We start from the raw sequence: 15,553 nt of genomic DNA on the forward strand, positions 1-15,553 counted from the left end.
GAACCTGTGCGGCGCCCTACCCAATCACCTCATTCGCCTGCGTGATGAAGCAGCGCGAGCGACCGAAGTCGATAAAGTTCGCTTCATCTTCGAACAGGATCCGCGCGTGCTTCTGTCCCGCTTCGGTGGCGACCGCGGCGGCGACCGCTTCCTCGCTGTCGAACCACAATTCGGCCACGCCGTCGAAATCCTCGCCATCGCCATAGGGGATGCCGCGCCCTTCATTATTGGCCGCGCCGATCGCGCTGTCGACGGTGTGCTGCTGGATATAGCGGCGGATGCCCAGCGCATCGCGCGCCGCCGCCACCAGCGGAGCATGCGTTTCGCGCCAGTATCGCTGGAACTCGGCGCGGGTGAGCGACGGCAGGCGGTGGAGGCAATAGGTGAGCTTGATCATCTTCGCGTCTCCTTCAGGCGGGCTTGCTCCATCCGTGGCTGAGCAGCTTCACCGTGACCTTGCCGGTGGCGACCAGCGCGCCATCGGCATCGTGCATCGGCACTTCGGCGACATAGGTGGCGCTGCCCTTGCGCTCGAGATCGGCCAGCAGGCCCGCGATCTGCTCTTCCGACAAAGTGTATTCGGCGGTGACGTCGCTCGCCGCCATGCGGTGGAAGTCGACCGCGATATCCTTGATGATCGGGAAGTATTTCGCGGTGTCGAGCACCGAGATGCCCGGCCCCGCCGCCACCGCTTCGGCCAGCACGCAGAAAGCGCCGAGATACATCACGTCGACATGGTTGGCATTGGGCGCGAGCGGCATCAGCAGTTTGGAATGCCCACGCCCTTCCTCGAGCCGGCGCATGCCGGTGCGCTCGACGAATTCGACGCGGTAGACCGGCTTTTCCGCTTCGGCTGCGCCCATGGCGGCTATTCCGACGCAGGGACGTAAAGGTCCCCGCCCTCGCGATATTTCTCGGCCATCTGCTCCATCCCCTTTTCCGCCTCGTCCGCCGACGCCGCGATGAAGCCAGTGCTCTCCTGGTTCTGCTTCGCGGCGAAGTCGCGCACTTCCTGCGTGATCTTCATACTGCAGAACTTGGGGCCGCACATACTGCAGAAATGGGCAGTCTTGGCGCCTTCGGCAGGCAGGGTCTGGTATTGTTCCGCCGTGGCGGCAGTCAGGTGAGGTCCGGGGGTCTGTGACCTAGTTCCACACCGCAAGATCAGGGCCGCAAAGCGCGACGAAAAGACCCGTCTTCCTGTCGACGCCGACGATTTTGTATCGGTTGCTTTCCGGCCCATCCGGGCAAGGGAACACGGTGTCAAACCCCGTGACGGGAGGGCGTTGATGGAGCCCATTGGGGATTACCGCCAGCACCCAGTAGTTACACAATTCGGGTGTATTGGCTTGATCTGAACTGCAATTATAACTCTTGCCGCCGATCTTCCGGCTGACCTTGGCTGCCCGAACCGGATTCACATCTTGATCAACGCTTACTTGTCCGTACCGCTTCACACCAATCCTGATGAAAGGTTCTTCCAATACCCAGGTGTTCGACCTGCAATAATCGTCCAAACTCCGGTAATAGCCTTTCATGCTGCGTGTAAAGCGCCCGCGAAGGCGGCACATCCCTTCGGCTGCCGCCCTCGCCTCTGCCGCGCTGGGGTAGTTCATCGCCAATGAGTAGTCGTAGACCGGCTTTTTGTCGGCGTCGCCACGCTCGTCCTCGTGCACAATGAATGCGGCAAAGCCCGTCCACTGCTTCTGCCATCCCTTCGGCCTCGGGGGAGGCTTATAACCTGGCGGACGATACGGGGTGATGTCCCTTCGCCCATTCCGCCCGGCGTCGCCACTCTCAACGGTTGGAGTTGATACGCACAGTGGGACAGATACGCTCGGATTGGAGGTGTCGATCCCGACCTGTTGCTCGTTAGGGCCGCCGGTGCACATGAAGGTGGAGGCGGCCGCATCATCCGGAGAGGTGCTGAACATCACGATACCGAATGTCAAAGAGAGCTTAAGCCAAGCCGTCAGGGAGGCGGACCTTCTCTCGCGCTTTTGCCGATATCCGAACGGTCGGCGCATCCAAACTTGTTCGTATGACGTCATTTCAGCACCCTCTGGACGGCCTGCATATCTATCCGGCTAGGCAAATGGGCTCCGCATCTCAAGGCGGGCGGCGTACCAGTGCATCGGCTGCGCGCTCGCCCTTCAATCCCGCTCGCGGTCCCCGGCCCCCATATACAGCTCCCGCCCGGTCTCGTCATAGACCTTGCTCATCTCGGCCATCCCGGCTTCGGCCTCCGCTAGAATGAACCCCTCGCTGCCCTGGTTCTGCAGTCTGGCGAAGTCGCGCACTTCCTGCGTGATCTTCATACTGCAGAACTTGGGGCCGCACATACTGCAGAAATGGGCAGTCTTGGCGCCTTCGGCGGGCAGGGTCTGGTCATGATATTGCTCGGCCGTATCGGGATCGAGGCTGAGGTTGAACTGGTCGCGCCAGCGGAATTCGAAGCGCGCCTTGCTCAGTGCATCGTCGCGCACCTTGGACGCCGGATGCCCCTTGGCAAGGTCGGCCGCGTGGGCGGCGAGCTTGTAGGTGACGACGCCCACCTTCACATCGTCGCGGTCAGGCAGGCCGAGGTGTTCCTTGGGCGTGACGTAGCAGAGCATCGCCGTGCCGAACCAGCCGATCATCGCCGCGCCGATGCCGCTGGTGATGTGGTCGTATCCCGGCGCGATATCGGTGACGAGCGGCCCGAGCGTGTAGAACGGCGCTTCGCCGCAAGCCTCGAGCTGCTTGTCCATGTTCTCCTTGATCTTGTGCATCGGCACGTGGCCGGGCCCTTCGATCATCACCTGCACGTCCTGCTGCCAGGCGCGCTTGGTCAGTTCGCCCAGCGTGTAGAGCTCCGCGAATTGCGCTTCGTCGTTCGCGTCGGCGATCGATCCCGGACGCAGGCCGTCCCCCAGCGAATAGGCGATGTCATAGGCCTTCATGATCTCGGTGATCTCGTCGAAATGCTCGTAAAGGAAGCTCTCCTTGTGGTGCGCGAGGCACCATTTCGCCATGATCGAGCCGCCGCGCGAAACGATGCCGGTCACGCGCTTCGCGGTGAGCGGGACATAGGGCAGCCGCACCCCGGCGTGGATGGTGAAATAGTCGACGCCCTGTTCGGCCTGTTCGATCAGCGTGTCGCGGAAGATTTCCCAGGTCAGTTCCTCGGCAATGCCGCCGACCTTCTCCAGTGCCTGGTAGATCGGCACAGTGCCGATCGGAACGGGCGAGTTGCGGATGATCCATTCGCGCGTGTCATGGATGTTGCGGCCGGTGCTGAGGTCCATCACTGTGTCCGCGCCCCAGCGGATCGACCAGACCATCTTGTCGACTTCGCTGGCGACGTCGCTGGCGACCGCCGAGTTGCCGATATTGGCGTTGATCTTGACCAGGAAGTTGCGGCCGATCGCCATCGGCTCCGATTCCGGGTGGTTGATGTTGCTGGGGATGATCGCGCGGCCGCGCGCCACTTCGTCGCGCACGAATTCGGGCGTGATGACGTCGGGGATCGCCGCGCCCCAGCTTTGCGCGCCTTCGCGATTGGCGGCGATCAGTTCCTTCGCCATTTCGCGGCCGAGGTTCTCGCGCTCGGCCACGTATTCCATTTCGGGCGTGATGATGCCGCGGCGGGCATAATGCATCTGGCTGACGTTCATGCCCGCTTTCGCGCGCAGCACGCGCCTTGCGACATTCGGGAAAGCGGGCACGCCGCCCGAACGGTCGGGCCCGAGCTGGCCATTGTCTTCCGGCTTCACTTCGCGTGCGTCATATTCCTCGACGTCGCCGCGCGCGAGAATCCAGTCGCGGCGCAGCGGCGCAAGGCCCTTGGCGATGTCGATCGTGACCGCCGGGTCGGTGTAGGGGCCCGAAGTGTCGTAAACGCGCACCGAAGGCTCGTCGCCCTCAAGGTCGATCTCGCGCATGGCGACGCGGATGCCGCTGCCAGTGCGCGCGCCGACATGGATCTTTCGGCTGCCGCGAATAGGCCCGGTGGTGACGCCGATCTCGATCGGGCTGTTGATATCGGCCATGCGAAGTCTCTCCTACTGGCGGGAGAGCGGTTTCCGGGCAGCTAGCCGTCCGCTCCCTCCGCCGATGCTAATCGGTTCAGGTTCAACGGGTCGGGCGGCGCTTACCCCGCCCCTCTCAGCCGCAAGCTGGCTCCCCGGGGATGACAAGGCCCTAGACCTGTGCAAGCATCCAGTAAAGACGAAGCGGGAGAGAACACGCCATGGCAAGCATTGCAGAGACCAGGGAACGGCCGATTACTCCAATCGATCTCAGCGCGAACGCGCTCTACACCGAGAACCGCTGGCACGCGCCCTTTGCCCAGCTGCGCAAAACCATGCCGCTGAGCTATCTACCGGACAGCCCTTTCGGCCCCTATTGGTCCGCCGTGACGCACGATCTGATCCAGCAGGTCGAGCTTGATTGGGAGACGTGGTCGTCCTCTTGGGAGCGCGGCAACATCACCATCGCAGACGATGTGAACGACCACGCATTCCCCAATTTCATCGCGCAGGATCCGCCGATCCACACCGCGCAGCGCAGGGTGATTTCACCGGCCTTCTCGCCCAGCCAGATGGCTACGCGCGAAGTGCAAGTGCGCGCGCGCTGCGCCGAACTGCTCGACGGCTTGCCGCAAGGCGAGACCTTCGACTGGGTCGAGCGCGTGTCGATCCCGATGACCATCGGCATGCTCTGCATCCTGTTCGACATGCCCTATGACGAATGGCGCGACATCAAGCGCTGGTCCGACTGGGCCAGCGGGGTTTCGGCGGACAATCTCACCGAGGAATATTTCGCCGAATTCCTCGTCCAGATGGGCCAGATGCTCGAACGCTTCGACCGCGAGTTGGAGGTACGCCGCGCCCAGCCCCCCAGCGACGATTTGCTCAGCCGCATGGTCCATTCCGAAGCGATGGGCCACATGGAGCCGATGGAGCGGATCGCCAATATCGCTCTCCTGATCGTGGGCGGTAACGACACCACGCGCAACTCGATGAGCGGACTGGTCGAAGCGCTGGATCTCTATCCCGACCAGCTCGACCTGCTGCATGCCAATGCCGATCTGATCCCCAATGCCGCGCAGGAAATCATCCGCTGGCAATCGCCGGTCACCCACATGCGGCGCACCGCAACGCGCGACACCGAGCTGGCGGGCCAGCAGATCCGCGAAGGCGAGAAGATCATCCTGTGGTACATCTCTGCCAATCGCGACGAGAGCGTGTTCCCCGATGCCGACCGCTTCGACGTGACCCGCGAAAATGCGCGGCGGCACCTCGCCTTCGGCCACGGCATCCACCGCTGCGTGGGCGCGCGGCTGGCCGAAATCCAGATCGCCACGGTGATCGAGGAAATCATCGCCCGCAACTGGCGCATCGTGCCGCAAAGCGAACCGACCCGGCTGGCCAGCCCCTTCCTGCACGGCTTCACCGAAATGCCGGTCCGGATCGAGACGCGCAGCTGAGCCGGGCCTGCGCGAGCGCGCCCGCTGAAATCTAGGCTTCGCTTGGCGGGGGCGAGCGCAAGGCCTTGAGTCCTTCGGCGACGAAACGCGCCACCGCAGGGGCCTGGTCTTCCAGCGCGCCGCCCATGCGGCCGTTGCGCCACTGGTTGCACACCAGTTCGGCGGGGCCGAGCATCAGCGACTGGATCGTGGCCGGAGGCAACATCGGCAGTCGGCCCGCCGCAAGGTGCGGAATCGCCCATTCCATAACCGGCCGCTCGATCTCGACCGCCAGGTCGGCCCATAATTGCGTGTTCTGCGCCAGCCATTCCGAATGCGAGAATTGCGTGATCAGCCGGAAATGCCGCTGCGGATCGCGCGCCTGGAACAGGATCGCGGCGCGCGCGCCTTCACCCATCGCCTCGCATGGGTCGCCATCATATCCAAGGATGCATTCGGCGACATAGCCCAGGTAGGCGCGCCGCTCGCTCACGAAGATCGCTTCGAGCACGCCGTCCTTCGAACCGAAGTGATGGAAGATCGACCCGTTCGACACGCCCGAGCGTTCGACCAGATCCTTCATCGCCATGTTCTGGTGGCCGTGCTCGATCACCAGCTCGGTCGCCGTGTCGAGCACGAGGTCGCGGGTCTTCTGGCTACGCTTCTGCACCATGGGCCGCATGTGGAGGATTTGTTTGTCCATGTCACTCTAGAATCTTTTTCTAGATTATTGCTCTAGACTTGTACTCTAGTTTTGTCTAGTGGGAGCCCATCGGAAACGGAGACTGAAGGCCTAAACCATTCGATTTCAAAGACTTCTGTGAGCGAATCACCAAACAGTGATCGCTGGTCGCCCGGAAGCAGAGACGGCCATTGCCGACATCCGACCCCGGAAAGTTCAATTCAGGAGATTAAGACCATGAAGACCCTAGTATCGATCATCGCCCTGTCGCTTGTTGCGGCCCCCGCTCACGCCGGCCCGCTCGATTTCATCAAGAGCGCGGTCAAGGCCGAAGCCAAGAAGCGCCTCAACAGCGAACTCGAACGTCGCGGGCTCAGCACAGCCCATGCGCAGGATTCGACTCCTGCCCCAACCGAAGCGCGCCTGGTCCAGAATGGAACCACCGTTGCCACCGCCGATGAAGTCCTGGCTCCGGAAACCGGAGAGGGCGCGGCCAACGCCACAGGCAAGGGCTTCCGCCAGGAAGGCGGCACGACCGTGCCTACCGCTGACGACGTTCAGGCGCCGCAGAGCGAAGAGCGCAAGGGCCTGCTGCTGCCCGCGGTCCAGCGCGCGCAGGCTTCCGCGCAGACGCAGGGCAAGCCCTTCCGCCAGGAAGGCGGCACGACCGTGCCGACCGCTGATGACATGCAGGCACCTCAGGCTGAGGAACGCAAGGGCCTGCTGCTGCCGGCCGTGCAGAATGTACAGGCCCAGCCGCAGAAGCGCGGCAAGCTGCGCCAGAACGGCACGACCGTCGCCACTGCCAGCGAAGTGCAGGCGCCGCAGCGCGACTGATCCCGATTGTCGGAAATGCGAATTGGGGGCGGGCCGGTGCCTGCCCCCTTTTCATTGCCTAGACGAAGCGCAGCATCCCTGCGCCCGCCAGCAGGGCGCCGACCAGCAGCGTCACCAACGGCCAGCCGCGTTTCATTGCGGCAAGGTTCTTGAGCCAGGCCTGGAAATAGAGGTCGGAGATCGCCATCACGACCAGCGCTTCGGCCATCATCAGCCCGCCCAGCGCCTTCATCACCATCGCCAGCAGGTCGGACGAATCCCACGGATTGATCAGATAGATCGCCGCACCCACGAACAATTCGGCGAAACCGCACAGCAATTGCAGCGCGGGCGATTCCTCGATTTCCAGCACCATCTTGCTCCAGGTGCCCGGCTGGCGCAGCGCGCCGATCGCCACCGCCACGGCAAAGGCGCCCAGCAAGGTGGCGCTCCACGCCACCGGGTCGAATGCGCTGTCGAGTTCCATTTCTCTCTCCCCCTTGCGCCCGCTCTATTCGGCGGTTTCGAGATTGAGCTTGCGCCTGGTGTCCATGCAGGCACCTGCATAGAGGAACTCCGGCCCCTCAAGGTCGATGTTCGGAATCTCGTCCTTTTCGTGCCAGTAATCCTGGTTGTGCCGCCATTCGGGTTTGTCGCCGCGCCGGGGCATCTGGTCGAGCCCGCGCATCAAATAGCCCGGGTTGAAATTGTCGGCTTCGATCCAGGGCAGGAGCTCCATGCCCTTGTCTTCGGGCCGCAGCACCACTTCGACCCGGCCTGCGTGCTTCTCGTCCATGTGGTTGAGTAGGCCGCACACGAAGTCGCCCATCATGTCGACGCGCAGGGTCCAGCTGGCGCGGAAGTATCCCATCACCCAGGCCATGTTGGGCACGCCAGTGAACATCATGCCGCGATAGGTCACCGTGTCGTGCCAGTTCACCGGCTTGCCATCGACGGCGAAGGGGATGTCCCCCATCACCGACAGGCGGAAGCCGGTGGCCGCGATGATCAGATCGGCTTCGATCTCTTCGCCCGAAGCCGTGCGCACGCCCGTTTCAGTGAAGCGGTCGATCGTGTCGGTCACGACCGTCAGCTTGCCTTCGACCGCCGCGCGGAACACGTCGCCTTCGGGGCAGAAGGCCAGCCGCTGCTGCCACGGGCGATATTTCGGGGCGAAGTGCGGTTCGAACTGGAAATCGGGCTTGCCGGTGAAGGCACGCACCAGCTCGCGCAATTCTTCCACCACGACATCGGGCTCTTCGATGCAGCGGCGGGTCATCAGATCCTGGTCGTGCATGATCTGCGCGCGCACCACGCGGTGGATGGTCGGCTCGTCGATCCCGATCTCGCGCAGCCGGTCGGCCAGCTCGTTCTTGTTCTCGCTGCAGAAGAAATAGGTGGGGGAACGCTGCAGCATGGTGACATGCGCGGCCTTCTGCGCGAGTTCGGGGACCACGGTAGCCGCGGTCGCGCCCGATCCGATCACCAGTACGCGCTTGCCCGAATAGTCGTAATCCGGGTCCCACAACTGGGCGTGGACGAAGTCGCCCTTGAACTCCTTCAGCCCCATCTCGGCCCATTCGGGCGGGATGTAGGGCTTTTCGTGATCGTAATAGCCCTGGCACATCCACAGGAAGTGGCAGGTGAAATTCCGTTTCACGCCATCCGAAAGCCGAGTCGCTTCCACGGTCCAAAGGTCGGTTTCGCGCGAGAAGGAGCAGCCAGTGATTCGGTGGCCGTAACGGATGTGTTCTCCGATCCCGTTCTCTTCGATCACGTCGCCCATATATTTGAGGATCTCTTCGGCGCTGGCGATCGGCGCGCCGATCCACGGCTTGAAGCGATAGCCGAAGGTATAGAGGTCCGAATCCGAGCGAACCCCCGGATATTTATGCGTTTCCCAGGTGCCGCCAAACGTGTCCTTCATCTCGAGAATGAGGTAGCTCTTGCCCGGGCATTGCTCCTGCAAATGGTATGCCGACCCGATCCCCGAGATGCCGGCACCGGCAATCAGCACGTCCACATGTTCAACCGCGGCGTCCGGCTCAATCCTGTCTACAGCGTTCATCGCACCCTCTCCATTCCACGGGCATTCTGCACTTCTTGCGGAATGGAGGGAAGGCCGCATTGATCCAGGTCAATCACACAGCAAGGGCCGGCGCTCTGGAGTGAGCACCGGCCCTGCCTGATTGCGACGCTGGTGAAGCCGGAATTACTTCTGGCTGGCGATCCAGCGATCGATCTTCTGTTCGAGCACCGCCAGCGGCAGGCCGCCGGTGTTCAGCACCTGGGCGTGGAATTCCTTGATGTCGAACTTCTTGCCCAGTTCCTTCTGCGCGCGCTGGCGCAGTTCCTGGATCTTGAGCGCGCCGATCTTGTAGGCCAGCGCCTGGCTGGGGATCGCGATGTAGCGTTCGACTTCGGACACGACTTCAGTGCGGGTCATGCCGCTGTTCGCCAGCATGTAGTCGATCGCCTGCTCGCGGCTCCAGCCCTTGGCGTGGAGGCCGGTGTCGACGACGAGGCGCATCGCGCGCATCTGTTCGTCCTGCAGCGTGCCGTAGCGGTTCCATGGGTCCTTGAAGAAGCCCATTTCATAGCCGAGCGTCTCGGCATAGAGCCCCCAGCCTTCGATGAAGGAGGTGGTGCCGCCAAAGCGCATGAAGGCGGGAAGGTCGGCATTCTCCTGCGCCAGGCTGATCTGGAAGTGGTGGCCCGGCGCGCCTTCGTGCAGGTAGAGCGTGACATTGCCGGTCGTCAGGCGGCTCGGCAAATCATAGGCGTTGAAATAGAACGTCCCGGGGCGCGATCCGTCCGGCGAACCCTGGCGATAGGAACCGCCCGCGCTGAACTGTTCGATCGAAGGATCATACGGCTCGATCTTGAGCGGGGTCTTGGGCAGCAGCGAGAAATAGTCGCCGATCTTCGCGTCGACTTCCTTGCCGATGTCATAATAGCTCTGCGTCAGCGCTTCGCGGCTCTTCGGCTTGAACTTCGCGTCAGTGCGCACGTAGTCGAAAAACTCGTTCAGCGTTCCCTTGAAGCCGACTTCCTTCTTCAGCTTCTCGAGCTCGCCCTTAATCCGCGAAACCTCGGACAGGCCGAGGTTGTGGATGTAGTCGGCGGTGAGCGGCAGCGTGGTGGTCTGCTCGATCAGCATGGCATAGAGCTTGTCGCCGCCCTTCATCTGGCTGAGGCCGACCTGTTCGCGCGCAACCGGCAGGTACTCGTCGCGCAGGAAGTCACGCAGGCGTTCGTGGACCGCGTTGATCTCATTCGTCTTGGCCTCATAGGCCGCAGTCAGGCGGGCCTTGTCTTCAGCCGAGAAATCCTCGGGGAACATGCCCACCGGCCCCATGAACTGCGATTCCGCAACCGGGATGGCGAGCTGCGTGTCGAGCTGGGCGATGACATTGCCGATGGTCAGCTTGGTTTCGACCACGCCCGACTTCATGCCTTCGCGGAAACGGGCGATCGCACGGTCTGTGACCGCGATGTAATCGTCATGCCGGGTGAGGTTGTCTTCGTAATTCTCGATCGTCTTAAACGGAGCCACACTCTTGCCGCTGGCGAAATTGGGATAGAAGGTGTGGAAGCCGCTGAAGTGGTTGACCGGGCGCACTTCGGTGAGCGCGCGGATTTCGTCGCTGCTCGCGCGAAGGTCCTGCTCCTGCGTATATTTGAACACGTCATAGGCCAGCTGGTCGGTCTCGCTCAGCTTGCTGCGATCGACCAGCGCCAGCAGAGCCAGATTGAGCTGGATGTCGGTGCGGACGGCAAGGAAATGCGCATCGGTGAGGTAATCGCCCAAACGACCCGCATTCTTCGTGTCGCCGCGGAACAGGCGCCCGACCGGGTTGAGATCGAGGCTGCGCTCGTCGGATTCGGCGAACAGCTTGAACAGCTTGTCATGCTCGGCCTGCTGGGCGGCAGGCGCAGCGGCAGCGGATGCGTCGCCATTCTGTTCGGCCAGCACGGGCGCGGCGGGAAGGGCAAGCGCGGTGGCGAGCAAGGCGGTGCGAATAAGCTTCATGCGGGAGCTCCTGATCGGTTCTGGATATGTATTGCTGTTATAATACACGAGGACGGTAGTGTTGCGCCTGCTAGGCGTCATGCGAAGCGCTGACATGCGCCGCTCTGCCAAGCGACGCGCTGCATCGACGAATGGCATTGGCGCAGGGCCTGGGCAAGGCCCGGCGAAGTACAGGTCAATTGTGTCAGGTAGCGCCTGCGGCATAATCGATTATCACCTCCCGAAACCAAGAGGAGAGACCCGATGCCGTTCCGTATGACCGAGATGGTGGGATGCGAATTCCCGCTGTTCGCCTTCTCGCATTGCCGCGACGTGGTGGCTGCGGTGAGCCGCGCGGGCGGCTTCGGCGTGCTGGGCGCGGTCAGCTACACGCCCGAGCAGCTCGAAACCGAGCTGCGCTGGATCGACGACCATATCGACGGCAAGCCCTATGGCGTCGACGTGCTGATCCCCGAAGTGCAGGCGGTGGACATGAGCGTGACGGCGGACCAGATCGTTGCCGCGATTCCTGCGCCCTATCGCGATTTCACGCGCAAGGTGCTGCGCGAGGCGGGGATCGGCGAGGATGCCGCCAACCTGGTCGGCGGGTCGCAGCGGCCCAACACTTCGCTGGGGCAGGAATTGCTCGAAGTCAGCTTCAACCACCCGGTCCGGCTGATCGCCAATGCGCTGGGCACCGCCCCGCCCGCGATGATCGAGGCCGGCAAGAAATACGGCATCCCGGTCGCCGCGCTGGTGGGCGCCAAGGAACATGCGATGAAGCAGATCGACGCCGGGGTCGACATCATCGTGGCGCAGGGCGGCGAAGGCGGCGGGCATTGCGGCGATGTCGCGACCGTCGTTCTGATCCCTGAAGTGCTGCAGGCGATCGAGGATGCGGGCGCGGATATTCCCGTGCTGGCCGCAGGCGGGATCATGAACGGCAAGCAGATGGCGGGCATGATGGCGATGGGCGCGGCGGGCGTATGGTGCGGCAGCGTGTGGCTCGCCACGACCGAGGCCGAAACGCATGAAGTGTTCCGCGAAAAGATGGTGCAGGCGACCAGCCGCGACACGATCCGCAGCAAGCACCGCACCGGCAAATTCAGCCGCCAGCTGCGCAGCGGATGGCACGCCATGTGGGAGGAAGCGGGGCTGCCCGCGCTGCCCATGCCGCTGATGAGCACGCTGAGCGAGCCGGTGCTGCGCGCGATCGACAAGGCGGCGGTGAACGGCAACCCCAAGGCGCAGGAGCTGTGCTCCTACTGGGTGGGCCAGGGCGTGGGGCTGGTGCGCGAAGTGACTTCGTCAGGCCAGGTGGTGCAGCAGTTCAAGGAAGATTTCGTCGCGGGGTATGAGAACCTCGCCGCCGCGATGGAATAGGTCGGCTCAATCGAGACAGAAGCGGTCGCCTTCGCGCGCCACGCCGAAGCCGCGCTCGGTGACTTCGCGGCTCTCAGCGCTCGCGGGATCGCGGATCGGATTGGTGTGGTTGTAATGGATGAAATGGACTTTGGCGCGCTGGTCGGCGGGTAGCTGCTGCAACTGGTCCATCGTCGCCTTGACGCGCGGATGCGGGATTTCGGACATGTCGCGGCCCGGAAGCTCGTTGTCGTCCCAGAAGGTCGCATCGATGAAGACATGGTCGTTCGCCATCACCAGCAGTTTCCAGTCGATCCCTTCGGTTTCCTTCCACCGCTCCCAGCTGTCGATATCGGGCAGGTAGAGGAAGCCGCGCCCGCCCATGACCGAGGCATAGAATCCGACCGTCTCCGAATATTCGTCGCGATGCGGCACCCGGATCGAGACCACGGCCAGATCGTCTGCCAGCAGCACGTCGCCGCCATGATCGAGCGGTTCGATCCGGATGTTGCCTAGCTGGACCAGCTGGCTCCACGGGCCGTTCGTCTTCAGGAACTGCTCCATGCGCGGCATGGCGTAGACGGGAACGTCCTGCGCGCCCGCCGCTTCGCGCCCGAGCCAGGCGAGGCCAAGGTAATGGCCGATATGCGCATGGGTGAGGAAGATCCCGTCGATCCCCAGCCCGGCCTTTGGTGGCTCGATCGCATCAAGCATCGCCAGTTGCTCGGTGATCGCCGGGGTCGCGTCGAACAAATAGCGCTTGCCCGATGCACGATCGATCAGCGCGAGCGAGCTCGGCAACAGGCGCGGCTTTCCGTCGTCGCCATTGCCGATCTGCGGGGCACCGGCATCCTGCCCCGCGCCGAGCACCGCCAGCTCGCGCTGGCACATCGGCGCCTGTTCGGCCATGGCAGGACTGGCCATGAGAGCCGCGGCGGCCACCATCGCTCCCGTAAATTCGCGCATTTTCCTCCCCTTCGGGACCCGTGATGCGCTTTCTGCATTATTGGCACAAGGGGCCGAGACCGCGCTGCCCGCTTTGCTATTACCGGACCAGCCGCTATCAGACGCGTAACAGTCAAACACGAGGGAAAAATATTCGCATGAAACGCTTGGCATTTGCTGCTGCAACGCTTTTCACTTCTGTCTCGATCGCGGCCACTGCTGCCGCCCGCCCGATGACGCCCGAGGATGTCGCAAAGCTCGAGAGCGTCGGCGCAATCGCGGTATCGCCCGACGGCTCGCGCGTGGCCTTCACCACCAGCCGCATGCCCGACGTGACCGAAGGCGAGGACAATGGCTCGGCCAAGCAGGAGCTCAAGCTCGCCTGGGGCCCGGACATGGCGCGCGCCTACCTCCCGGCGGACGTCAGCCCTTCGGGCGTGCAATTCTCGCCCGATGGCCTGATGGTCAGCTTCGTCTGGGCCAAGGATGACGAAAAGCGCGCCGTATGGGGCGTGCCGGTCGATGGCGGCGCCTATCGCAAGCTCGCCGCGATCAAGGACAGCAGTGTGTCCTCCTATGCCTGGGCGCCCGATGGCGGCACGCTCTACCTGCTGGCAGGCGGTGAGGAAGACAAGCAGCGCGCCGCACAGCGCAAGGGCGGCTTCAACGCCAAGGTCTATGAGGAAGAGGCACGGCTCAACCGCCTGTTCGCCGCGACGGTGGGCGAAGAAGTGGACGCAAAGCCGCGCGAAATCCCGGTGCCGGGCTATGTCAGCGCGTTCAAGATCGGCCCCGATGGCGCGACCGGCATCGTCGAAAGCGCGCCCAGCCCGCTGATCGACGATGAATACACTTCGAAGCGGGTGCATGTCATCGATCTCGCGACCGGAGCGGTCCGCGCCGTGGTGAAGACCCCCGGCAAGCTGGACGATGTCGAGATCTCGCCTGACGGCAAGCAACTGGCCCTCGTCGCAGCGATCGACGCGAACGATCCCGCCGCCACTACGCTGCATCTCGCAGACGTGGCGACCGGCGAGTTCCGCGCCATCAACGCCGGCGCGCCCGAAGCGACGGTCGATGCCGAATGGCTGCCCGACGGGCGGCTTGCCACCGTGGTGCATGTCGGCGCGCAGAGCACGCTCAGGGTGTACAAAGCCGATGGCAGCGTGGATCACGAGCATGATCCGGGCGCATTGATCCTGACCCGCGTCGAAGCCGCAGGCAACAAGCTCGTCGTAGCCGCCGACAGCCCGGCGCACCCGACCGAACTGTTCGTGCTGAACGACGGGGCTTTCCAGCGCTGGACCAATCACAACCCGTGGCTGAGCGAAATCACCTTCGCGCCGCAACGCACCATCACCTATACCGCGCGCGACGGCCAGCAGATCGAAGGGATCCTGATCGAGCCGCTGGGCGAAAAGCAGCGCAAGGGCGCCCCCACGATCTTCGACGTGCATGGCGGCCCCGAAGCGCATGAATCGAACGGCTGGCAGACGGGCTATTCCAACCCCGGCCAGGTCGCCGCGGCGAAGGGCTATGCCGTGTTCCTGCCAAATTATCGCGGCTCCACCGCCTATGGCACGGCCTTCTCCAAGCAGCACCAGGGCGACTATGCGGGCAAGGAATTCGACGATCTGGTCGACGGCAAGCGCGCATTGGTGGTGATGGGCGTGACCGATCCCAAGCGGGTGGGCGTGACCGGCGGTTCCTATGGCGGCTTCGCGACCGCCTGGAGCTCGACCTACTATTCGAGCGAATTCGCCGCCGGCGTGATGTTCGTGGGCATTTCGAACAATGTCAGCAAGTTCGGCACTACCGACATTCCCAACGAAATGTACCTCGTCCACGAACGCAAGTGGCCGTGGGAAGAATGGGATCATTTGATGGAGCGCAGCCCCATCACCCATGTCGACAAGGCGGAAACCCCGCTGCTGATCATGCATGGCGAAGACGACACGCGCGTTTCGCCGACGCAGAGCTACGAGCTCTATCGTCACATCAAGACCCGCAAGCCCGGCACACCGGTGCGGCTGGTGCTCTATCCGGGCGAAGGCCATGGCAACCGCCTGGCTGCCAGCCGCTACGACTACAATCTGCGGATGATGCAGTGGTTCGACACCTACCTCAAGACGGGCGACCGCAAGGCAGCGATGCCGGGGCCGCGCCCGCAATTGGCCGACGGCGCCAAGGGCGCGAAGCCTGCCAGCAAGGACGATAGCACCAACTGATCGCCCTGCGACAATCGGAGATGCGAAGGGGGTGCCGAACGGCGCCCCCTTTTGCCTTT

At 63.4% G+C, this 15,553-nt stretch carries 13 protein-coding genes, 1 pseudogene and 1 riboswitch; of the genes and pseudogenes, 4 read left to right on the plus strand and 10 right to left on the minus strand.

The annotated features are described in order from the left end of the window. Positions 1-16: 16 nt before the first annotated feature. From ACUJ47_RS09060 to thiC, 5 genes and pseudogenes are all read right to left on the minus strand, one after another. A complete protein-coding gene (locus ACUJ47_RS09060) occupies positions 17-397 on the minus strand; it encodes an EthD domain-containing protein (protein ID WP_445538077.1) in 381 nt (126 codons plus the stop codon). A 13-nt stretch (positions 398-410) separates the two neighbouring features. After that, complete coding sequence (locus tag ACUJ47_RS09065; RefSeq protein ID WP_354144135.1) at positions 411-863, minus strand: PaaI family thioesterase; 453 nt, start codon at positions 861-863, stop codon at positions 411-413. 5 nt (positions 864-868) lie between these two features. After that, positions 869-1,111 (minus strand): annotated as a pseudogene (locus tag ACUJ47_RS09070) (phosphomethylpyrimidine synthase ThiC); the annotation flags it as partial. Positions 1,112-1,145: 34 nt separating this feature from the next. Beyond that, entirely contained in the window at positions 1,146-2,051 is a 906-nt protein-coding gene (locus tag ACUJ47_RS09075) for a hypothetical protein (RefSeq protein ID WP_445538078.1), read from the minus strand. Positions 2,052-2,153: 102 nt separating this feature from the next. Then, positions 2,154-4,031: a phosphomethylpyrimidine synthase ThiC gene (gene thiC / locus ACUJ47_RS09080; protein ID WP_445538079.1), complete on the minus strand. Its 1,878-nt coding sequence runs from the start codon at positions 4,029-4,031 to the stop codon at positions 2,154-2,156. Positions 4,032-4,066: 35 nt separating this feature from the next. After that, a riboswitch (TPP riboswitch) is annotated at positions 4,067-4,178 on the minus strand. A 53-nt stretch (positions 4,179-4,231) separates the two neighbouring features. On the opposite strand from thiC, the gene ACUJ47_RS09085 reads away from it, so the two are divergent. Further along, complete coding sequence (locus tag ACUJ47_RS09085) at positions 4,232-5,470, plus strand: cytochrome P450 (RefSeq protein WP_445538080.1); 1,239 nt, start codon at positions 4,232-4,234, stop codon at positions 5,468-5,470. Positions 5,471-5,501: 31 nt separating this feature from the next. Here ACUJ47_RS09085 and ACUJ47_RS09090 read toward each other — a convergent pair whose 3' ends face one another. Continuing rightward, positions 5,502-6,152, minus strand: coding sequence for a TetR/AcrR family transcriptional regulator (locus ACUJ47_RS09090; protein ID WP_445538081.1), 651 nt, complete (start codon positions 6,150-6,152; stop codon positions 5,502-5,504). Positions 6,153-6,368: 216 nt separating this feature from the next. On the opposite strand from ACUJ47_RS09090, the gene ACUJ47_RS09095 reads away from it, so the two are divergent. Further along, entirely contained in the window at positions 6,369-6,968 is a 600-nt protein-coding gene (locus tag ACUJ47_RS09095; protein WP_445538082.1) for a hypothetical protein, read from the plus strand. A 58-nt stretch (positions 6,969-7,026) separates the two neighbouring features. On the opposite strand, the gene ACUJ47_RS09100 is transcribed toward ACUJ47_RS09095, so the two are convergent. The 3 genes from ACUJ47_RS09100 to ACUJ47_RS09110 form a co-directional block, all read right to left on the minus strand. Continuing rightward, on the minus strand, positions 7,027-7,434 hold the full coding sequence (locus ACUJ47_RS09100) for a hypothetical protein (RefSeq protein WP_445538083.1): 408 nt from the start codon (positions 7,432-7,434) through the stop codon (positions 7,027-7,029). Between the two features lie 24 nt (positions 7,435-7,458). After that, positions 7,459-9,015 (minus strand): flavin-containing monooxygenase, encoded by a 1,557-nt coding sequence (locus ACUJ47_RS09105; RefSeq protein ID WP_445538084.1) that lies wholly within the window; start codon positions 9,013-9,015, stop codon positions 7,459-7,461. Positions 9,016-9,159: 144 nt separating this feature from the next. Then, a complete protein-coding gene (locus ACUJ47_RS09110; RefSeq protein ID WP_445538085.1) occupies positions 9,160-10,980 on the minus strand; it encodes a DUF885 domain-containing protein in 1,821 nt (606 codons plus the stop codon). 243 nt (positions 10,981-11,223) lie between these two features. Here ACUJ47_RS09110 and ACUJ47_RS09115 point away from each other — a divergent pair, with 243 nt between their 5' ends. Continuing rightward, positions 11,224-12,342 carry an NAD(P)H-dependent flavin oxidoreductase gene (locus ACUJ47_RS09115; RefSeq protein ID WP_445538086.1) on the plus strand — a complete coding sequence of 373 codons (1,119 nt, stop codon included), beginning with the start codon at positions 11,224-11,226 and terminating at the stop codon, positions 12,340-12,342. 6 nt (positions 12,343-12,348) lie between these two features. On the opposite strand, the gene ACUJ47_RS09120 is transcribed toward ACUJ47_RS09115, so the two are convergent. After that, entirely contained in the window at positions 12,349-13,287 is a 939-nt protein-coding gene (locus tag ACUJ47_RS09120; protein WP_445538087.1) for an MBL fold metallo-hydrolase, read from the minus strand. Positions 13,288-13,424: 137 nt separating this feature from the next. On the opposite strand from ACUJ47_RS09120, the gene ACUJ47_RS09125 reads away from it, so the two are divergent. Further along, entirely contained in the window at positions 13,425-15,494 is a 2,070-nt protein-coding gene (locus ACUJ47_RS09125) for a S9 family peptidase (protein WP_445538088.1), read from the plus strand. The last annotated feature ends 59 nt before the right edge of the window (positions 15,495-15,553 follow it).

It is taken from the genome of Altererythrobacter sp. Z27 (genome assembly GCF_052683155.1).

What these genes read in the sequence shown, in the direction of transcription:
- ACUJ47_RS09060 (WP_445538077.1), bottom strand. Translation starts at nt 397, where the DNA reads ATGATCAAGCTCACCTATTGCCTCCACCGCCTGCCGTCGCTCACCCGC.
- ACUJ47_RS09120 (WP_445538087.1), bottom strand. Translation starts at nt 13,287, where the DNA reads ATGCGCGAATTTACGGGAGCGATGGTGGCCGCCGCGGCTCTCATGGCC.
- ACUJ47_RS09125 (WP_445538088.1), top strand. Translation starts at nt 13,425, where the DNA reads ATGAAACGCTTGGCATTTGCTGCTGCAACGCTTTTCACTTCTGTCTCG.
- ACUJ47_RS09075 (WP_445538078.1), bottom strand. Translation starts at nt 2,051, where the DNA reads ATGACGTCATACGAACAAGTTTGGATGCGCCGACCGTTCGGATATCGG.
- ACUJ47_RS09085 (WP_445538080.1), top strand. Translation starts at nt 4,232, where the DNA reads ATGGCAAGCATTGCAGAGACCAGGGAACGGCCGATTACTCCAATCGAT.
- ACUJ47_RS09110 (WP_445538085.1), bottom strand. Translation starts at nt 10,980, where the DNA reads ATGAAGCTTATTCGCACCGCCTTGCTCGCCACCGCGCTTGCCCTTCCC.
- ACUJ47_RS09115 (WP_445538086.1), top strand. Translation starts at nt 11,224, where the DNA reads ATGCCGTTCCGTATGACCGAGATGGTGGGATGCGAATTCCCGCTGTTC.
- ACUJ47_RS09090 (WP_445538081.1), bottom strand. Translation starts at nt 6,152, where the DNA reads ATGGACAAACAAATCCTCCACATGCGGCCCATGGTGCAGAAGCGTAGC.
- ACUJ47_RS09065 (WP_354144135.1), bottom strand. Translation starts at nt 863, where the DNA reads ATGGGCGCAGCCGAAGCGGAAAAGCCGGTCTACCGCGTCGAATTCGTC.
- thiC (WP_445538079.1), bottom strand. Translation starts at nt 4,031, where the DNA reads ATGGCCGATATCAACAGCCCGATCGAGATCGGCGTCACCACCGGGCCT.
- ACUJ47_RS09100 (WP_445538083.1), bottom strand. Translation starts at nt 7,434, where the DNA reads ATGGAACTCGACAGCGCATTCGACCCGGTGGCGTGGAGCGCCACCTTG.
- ACUJ47_RS09105 (WP_445538084.1), bottom strand. Translation starts at nt 9,015, where the DNA reads ATGAACGCTGTAGACAGGATTGAGCCGGACGCCGCGGTTGAACATGTG.
- ACUJ47_RS09095 (WP_445538082.1), top strand. Translation starts at nt 6,369, where the DNA reads ATGAAGACCCTAGTATCGATCATCGCCCTGTCGCTTGTTGCGGCCCCC.